General features: G+C 59.7%; 7 protein-coding genes. 1 reads left to right on the top strand and 6 read right to left on the bottom strand.

All coding sequences use genetic code 11. The features are described from left to right. Positions 1-241 precede the first annotated feature (241 nt). Positions 242-1,207, top strand: coding sequence for a tryptophan--tRNA ligase (trpS, locus tag VN887_01290; protein ID HXT38635.1), 966 nt, complete (start codon positions 242-244; stop codon positions 1,205-1,207). Positions 1,208-1,234: 27 nt separating this feature from the next. On the opposite strand, the gene VN887_01285 is transcribed toward trpS, so the two are convergent. The 6 genes from VN887_01285 to VN887_01260 form a co-directional block, all read right to left on the bottom strand. Further along, positions 1,235-1,939, bottom strand: coding sequence for a hypothetical protein (locus VN887_01285; protein ID HXT38634.1), 705 nt, complete (start codon positions 1,937-1,939; stop codon positions 1,235-1,237). A gap of 74 nt (positions 1,940-2,013) precedes the next feature. Then, complete coding sequence (locus VN887_01280) at positions 2,014-2,772, bottom strand: prolyl oligopeptidase family serine peptidase (GenBank protein HXT38633.1); 759 nt, start codon at positions 2,770-2,772, stop codon at positions 2,014-2,016. A 102-nt stretch (positions 2,773-2,874) separates the two neighbouring features. After that, a complete protein-coding gene (locus VN887_01275; protein ID HXT38632.1) occupies positions 2,875-3,846 on the bottom strand; it encodes a KpsF/GutQ family sugar-phosphate isomerase in 972 nt (323 codons plus the stop codon). A 104-nt stretch (positions 3,847-3,950) separates the two neighbouring features. Next, positions 3,951-4,886, bottom strand: a complete 936-nt coding sequence (locus tag VN887_01270) for a DUF4159 domain-containing protein (protein ID HXT38631.1) — start codon at positions 4,884-4,886, stop codon at positions 3,951-3,953. Between the two features lie 182 nt (positions 4,887-5,068). Next, positions 5,069-5,755 (bottom strand): DUF4956 domain-containing protein, encoded by a 687-nt coding sequence (locus VN887_01265; GenBank protein ID HXT38630.1) that lies wholly within the window; start codon positions 5,753-5,755, stop codon positions 5,069-5,071. Beyond that, positions 5,740-6,529: polyphosphate polymerase domain-containing protein (locus tag VN887_01260; GenBank protein HXT38629.1), on the bottom strand; the 790-nt coding region annotated here is incomplete at its 5' end. The genes VN887_01265 and VN887_01260, both read right to left, overlap by 16 nt.

Genomic DNA, 6,529 nt, shown 5'->3' with positions numbered 1-6,529 from the left:
GGTCTCTGACGGATAAACCTGAATCTCGTAGTTGTCCTGGGCGCACAGCCGCTCCGCCACCACAGGAATCGCGACCAGGACCAGAAGGAACAAGCGGGCGCGCCTGAAGCATGGGCAGGGAGTGGTCATTCGGTTGACTCGATAAATGAAAGCGACCCGCGCCTCGCGCGTCAATCTGCAAACGGATGCTCCGGACGTTTTTCCAGTTTGCGTGCCGCGGGGATGTTGTTAGCTTCCGCCCATGCGAATTTTGTCCGGCATCCAGCCTTCCGGCGCGCTGCATCTCGGGAATTATTTCGGGATGATGAAGCCGGCCATCGAGCTGCAGGACAAGGGCGAGGCGTTTTATTTCATCGCGAACTATCACTCGATGACGTCGCTCTTCGACGCGGAGGAGCGGCGCAAGAACACGATTGATGTGGCCTTGGATTTCCTCGCCTGCGGTCTTGACCCCAAAAAATCCGTTTTCTTCCGCCAGTCTGACGTGCCGGAAGTAACAGAACTGGCCTGGATGCTCACCACGCTCACTCCGATGGGACTGCTCGAGCGCGGGACAAGTTACAAGGACAAAATCGCAAGGGGCATCGCGCCGAACCACGGGATTTTCGCGTACCCGGTGCTCATGGCGGCGGACATTTTGATTTACGATTCGAACGTGGTGCCGGTCGGACGCGACCAGAAGCAGCATGTGGAGATGACGCGCGACATTGCCACCAAGTTCAACGAAACCTACGGACAGACGTTTGTGATTCCAGAACCGCAGATTCGCGACGAGGTCGCCGTCGTGCCCGGTACGGACGGCCAGAAGATGAGCAAGAGCTATGGCAACACCATCGAGATTTTTGGAGACGAAAAGGTCATCCGTAAAAAAGTCATGGGCATCGTCATGGACAGCCGCACGCCGCAGGAACCCAAACCTGACGCCGACAAAAACCTCGCGATTCAACTGCTCAAACTCGTCGCTCCGGCGGGCGCGGCGAAGGACTTTGAAAACCGGTTACGCGCCGGAGGACTGGGATACGGTGATTTGAAGAAGGCGTTGTTCGAGCATTACTGGAGTTGCTTCGCCGCTGCGCGGGGGAAGCGCGCGGAGCTGGCGGCGAACCCGGGTTACGTGAACGATGTCTTGCGCGACGGGGCGGCGAAAGCGCGGACCCTGGCCCAACAGGTTTTGAAACGCGCAAAAATGGCGAGCGGACTTGAATGATTCGACCGACCCCTCAAGCCGACGAGATCACCCCGCCGGTTTTGCGAACTTCGCGTCCTCGATCGCCACATTGTGCTTCACCTCTTTGACCTTGATTCCGAACTCGAAGTCCTGTCCGCCGGTATTGATCTTGAACTTCAGGTTGAACGGGTATTTGACCCCGTCCACGGCCCGGAAGTCCTCCAGCCGCACGGTGGCGATCACTTTTCCCTGCGGCCCTTCCAGTTCGGATTCCTGCCGGATGAGCAGGCCCGATTTCGAACTGAAAGAAAAGCGTTCCCTGCTCGACGATGAGGGTCTGGATTCCAGCACGCGCACTTCCTCGTCGCCCACCTTCTCGGTCCCCTTGTAAGCAAGGTCGGGATACAGGATCTTGAATTTCACGTCCCGATAAAAGTCCGCATCGCGTTTGGTCTTGGCGAGTTCCTCTCCCTCCTTGACGCGGATTCCCGCCTGGTTCTTCGACCAGGCGACCGTTCCATCGAACCCGTCAGTAATCACCCCCAGCGTTGCGCTGTTCAATTCCGAGAGCTGCTTGTTCGGGGCTTTGGCGGACATCTGCCAGTCCGAGGTGGTCCCCAGGAGATCGATATCCCCTTTGACGGCGCGGGACTTTATCTTTTCCAGCGCAGCCTTTCCTCCAGATGCTTCGACGTACCTGTCGAGGATCGAATCGACCGTTTGCCCATCCGCCGCCGCGGATGCGGGTGAGGCCAGCGTCGCCCAAGTCAAAAGTCCGCAAGCAAACCCAAAGTTGGAGAGTTTCATATGCATCCAGACTGGCCCGGCGCGGGCCTTTTGCAAACCTATTTCCGCTGATGCGCAAGCAACCATTCGTAAAGTTTCGGATTGTTGTAGGATTCGGTCCACGAATCGTGCTGCGCCTCAGGATAGACCGTCAGTTCCACGTCCCTGCACCCGAGTTTCTTCAACGATTCCACCATGCGTTCCGATTCCGCCAGCGGCACAACCGGGTCCTTGCCGCCATGAAACGCCCACACGCCGAGCGATTTCAACGCGCCGGCCTTCTTTTTCTCGGCGAGCAGAATATCAATCGGATCGCCCCCGCCGCAGATCGGAGCGATGGCCGCGAACAATTCCGGATGCGTCATGCCGAGGCTCCAGGTGCCGTACCCGCCCATGCTCAGGCCGGTGAGATAAACGCGGCTGGTGTCCACCTTGTATTTCTCCTCGACCTCATCGAGCAGCGCGAGCAACACGTCGTTGTCCCAGCGCTGATTGGCCGGGCATTGCGGGGAGACGATGATGAACGGAAAATCCCTGCCCTGCTTGACGAGTTTGGGCGGACCGTGCACGGCCACCTTGGTGATATTTGTGCCGCGCTCGCCGGAGCCATGAAGGAACAGCATCAGCGGCCAGCGTTTCCTCGACCCGGCGGCGTAGTCTTTGGGAAGATAAAGCAAATACTGCGCAGCCACGGTCTTCGTGGTCCTGCGTTTGAACGTTTTGACTTGTTGCGGATCTTTCATGTCTTCGGCGCTTATGGACGAAACCGTCGTTGCCAGCACGCAAGCGGCGCAAACAGCGAAAATGATCGTTCGCATCAGGAGTGCCCTTTCATTTTGAGTTGCGGATTTGTAACGGCGCGCCGCGGTCGGCGCAAACCATTTCCGTTCCGGAACGCACGGTGGAGCGCCGGGCGTTTTTCACATCAGCTTGAACTTGGGCAGGTCCTGTGAATCCACCAGACCGACCGGCTCGTTCCGCGCGTTGACGACGATCAAATCGTCGATGTTTCGCGCGTCAAAAATCTTCAACGCCTCCGCTGCCAGCGCGTCGTTGCGAATGCAGACCGGCCGTCGCGTCATCACTTTCGCCAGCCTTTCCGCGAGCACATCGTGCCCGGCGGTCAGCCGGCGGCGCAGATCACCATCGGTGAAAACGCCGACCAGCCTGCCGCGCGTATTCACGACACTGACGCTGCCCGACTTCGCCTTCGTCATCACCAGCAGCGCCTGTTCAACGGTCAGGGTCTCCCGCGCGACGGCATTGCGCGAACCGGCGCGCATGATGTCGCCGACGCGCAGCAGCAACGCGCGGCCAATCGCGCCCGAAGGATGATACTTTGCGAAATCGGTCTTTCCGAAGCCGCGCGCCTGGAGCACGGCCATCGCCAGCGCGTCCCCCATCACCAGCATCGCCGTGGTGCTGGCGGTGGGCGCGAGGTTGAACGGACAGGCTTCCTTGGGCACGCATACGTTCAACGTCACGTCGCTGAAGCGCGCGACCGATGATTTGGTCGCGCCGGTCAGGCAAATGATTTTCACCGCGAACCGTTTCAGCGCCGGCATCAGGTTCACCATTTCGTCCGACTCACCGGAATAACTGAGCGCGAGGATCAGATCGCCGTCGTTGACGACGCCCACGTCCCCGTGCAGCGCGTCCACGCTGTTGAGCACGACGCTTGTCGAACCCGTGCTGGTGAGCGTGGCGGCGATCTTTTGCCCGACGTTTCCGGATTTTCCGACGCCGACGACGACGATTTTTCCGCGCTGCCGGAGCGTGGCAACAATCAGTTCCACCGCGCGGTCGAACGCCTTGTCGAGCTGGGCGCGCACGGCTTTAAGGCCCGCCAGTTCGAGATCGAAGACTTCGCGCGCGCGTTTCAGATGACCCATGCGGCGGAGGTTGCCAGCGTCGGGAGCTGGTTTCAATGCGGAAACCAGAAGCCGGCGCCGACAGTCGTTGCTTTTCTGATGATCCGGTGAGCGCGTGCGTCGCGTCAGTGTGTCATCACGTAAAAAAGAATGTTGATGGCGAGCGGGTAGGCGCGCGTCTCTGAAAATTGATGGAAGTAAACCTCGTTTTCGCCTTCGCGTTCCCAGCCATCGCCGTTGTCGGTGTTGTGCGTGGCTATGATCATGATGCGCTGCTTGTCGTCCAGCCACGCCCGCACGTGCATGTCCTCCGAGCCTTCGCCGCGGAAGCCGGAAACCCGGGCCTCCGGATTGGCGGGATCGTAGTTCCGCTTCCAGAAATGGATCGAGGGCGCTTGAAGATTGTTCATGGGCCCTTTGAGGTCTAATACGCAGTGAAACAAGGGGTGCTCCATCGGGAGTTCGACCCAGGCGCGTTCCGGGAGGACTCGTTTCATTTGGGACTCGAACCTTTGCCAGTCGCGTGCTCCCCAGAAGTCGTCCGCCATGAACACGCCTCCGTTGAGCAGATACCTGCGCAGGATACCAGTTTCTTCATCGCTCAACTCCATCCCTCCGGGTTGCGCCGCAAAAATGAACGGATAATGGGAGAGTCCCGGGTCGCTCAGTTTTATCACTCGCCCGTCGGGATCGACTCCCATGGACGTTAATTGCTGCAGCCGAAAGGAGAGATTCAAATCGCTGTCCGGATAATCGTTGATCCAGCCCATGACCGCAGGACGGCCCGGCGATTTGAAAATGATTCGGGCAAAGGTGAACACGTCCCTCTCAAATCCGGGCGCGTTGGTCCAGTCAGGTGTCTCGGTGACTTGCGGAGCCGTCTCGCGCGCCGTGCGTACGGTGTCTTCGTTGACCCACTCCCCGCCTTCGGTCCGGACCATCGGGCCGTTGTCGCCACCGCGAAAGCCGCGCCCGCCGCGGGGGCCAAACTGGGCGATGCAGATGGCCACGGAGAAAGTCGCGACTGCCGCGAGCATGAGCGCATTGCGCGATGTTCTCATGGGTTGGCCAGCGGCCACGCCGCGCTCTCCACGTAAGGATTGTTGAGAAGGAACACCCGACGTTGTCCGCGGAAGTCCATCAGGCTTGCAATTCTCCAGCCGCCGGGACAGCGGGTTTCGATACAGCTCGTTTTGGCCGCTTGCGGGGCGCCTCCGAAAGTCGTCATCAAGTTTATCGCGGGTTAATCACTTTCGAATCCCCGGCGCTCCAATTGAACATCTTGAATTCCCTCAATGCGGTTCAATGCCTTGACCAATTCATCGGCCGCGCCGTCTTCGCGGAGGCGCGCCTGATACGCGACGTCCACGGCAATCCCCTGTCGCGCCGTCCCGATGGACATCAGTTCGCGATCCAAAAGATGCGCGTCGAGTATGTGACCGATCAGTTTTTCCACATCATGCCCCAGTCCCACGCGGAGGCTCAAAAGGAAAGGAGGCCGAGACTTCCACTTCGCCCCGGCGCGGGCCATCATTGCAAATGCCGCCGCGCCGACGACGCCGATCCCAATGACTGCAACCCACGGATCCCTTGCTCCCACGGCCATGCCCACGACGACGGCGAAAATGACGTAAGCCGTGTCCTGAGTGTCCCGGACAACCGTACGGAAACGGACGATCGACAGCGCGCCGACGAGACTGAAGGCGCGGGCGACGTTGTCCCCGATGACCTGTGTGACCATGCAAATCAGGATCGAGAGCAGGACCAGCGTCGTGGGAAACGAGGCTGCGATCCCCGAGTTTTTTCGGGTGCGGCAATAGACCCAGGCCACCAGGCCCCCCAGTGCCAGCGCCAGAATCAGCCGAACCAGAACGTCCAACGGGGCGACGCTCGGGCCATTGACGAACGGTGATTTCAGGAAATCAGGCATAGAGAGGCTTCCCCATTCGGCGTGACGGTTGGATTCGCATTTTGCTCCGCCACCAATCCCAGCGCGGCGGCCGCCATCCGGTATTTTGAGATGGGTTTCGGGTTCAACCCAAACTCTTCAACCAGTTGTTTGAACAGCGCCGGCATTTCAAACCGAAATTTCAGTTCAACGATGACCTCGTGCTCCAGTAACAATGCGCCATCTCCCGCGGCGGTAAATGCGATCCCGCTCACCGGTCGCGCGCAAATGGCATTGTCCAGTGTCAGTCGGATCGGCCCGCAACGGGTCATGGAAACGCGCGCGGTGCGTTCATAAGAAATCTGGCAAACGGCCCTCAATTGCCGCGCCAGGAGACGTCGGTGGTACCAGCAACCGGCCCAGCTTCGTTCCGCCGCCGGACCGGACACCCGCTCCAATTCGTCCACCCGCACGATCGTTCTTCGCTTGCTGACCAGCCCGTGCGTCTTGAGCTTGCGCTCCAGGAACGCGACCTCGCTGGAGCCGTACCTGCGAATTCGATACTTGCTCCGGCCAAACGATCCTTTGCGATGGTAGACCTCGAATTGTTCGGTGTCGAAGTAGAGGCTGGTGATGCGATAGACGTCGCTCAGATTCCCGGCCCCATTCGGATCGGGCGACAGTCGGGCGCGCGTCCAATCCCGAATTTGATCCGCGAGGGGACGGGGGACAACAAATTTGATTTCAGAGGCGAACTCGCGGTGTTCCCGCAGGTCTGTCGATGGAGACATATCGTTGGTGAAGTCGCCCGCCGTA

The sequence above is a fragment of the Candidatus Angelobacter sp. genome (assembly GCA_035607015.1).
Lineage (GTDB): Bacteria > Verrucomicrobiota > Verrucomicrobiia > Limisphaerales > AV2 > AV2.
Note: the sequence above shows the minus strand (reverse complement) of the source record. Positions and strands in the feature narration are given on the sequence as shown.

Coding starts and splice junctions, on each gene's coding strand:
- trpS (HXT38635.1), top strand. CDS start 242: ATGCGAATTTTGTCCGGCATCCAGCCTTCCGGCGCGCTGCATCTCGGG.
- VN887_01280 (HXT38633.1), bottom strand. CDS start 2,772: ATGCGAACGATCATTTTCGCTGTTTGCGCCGCTTGCGTGCTGGCAACG.
- VN887_01275 (HXT38632.1), bottom strand. CDS start 3,846: ATGGGTCATCTGAAACGCGCGCGCGAAGTCTTCGATCTCGAACTGGCG.
- VN887_01270 (HXT38631.1), bottom strand. CDS start 4,886: ATGAGAACATCGCGCAATGCGCTCATGCTCGCGGCAGTCGCGACTTTC.
- VN887_01265 (HXT38630.1), bottom strand. CDS start 5,755: ATGCCTGATTTCCTGAAATCACCGTTCGTCAATGGCCCGAGCGTCGCC.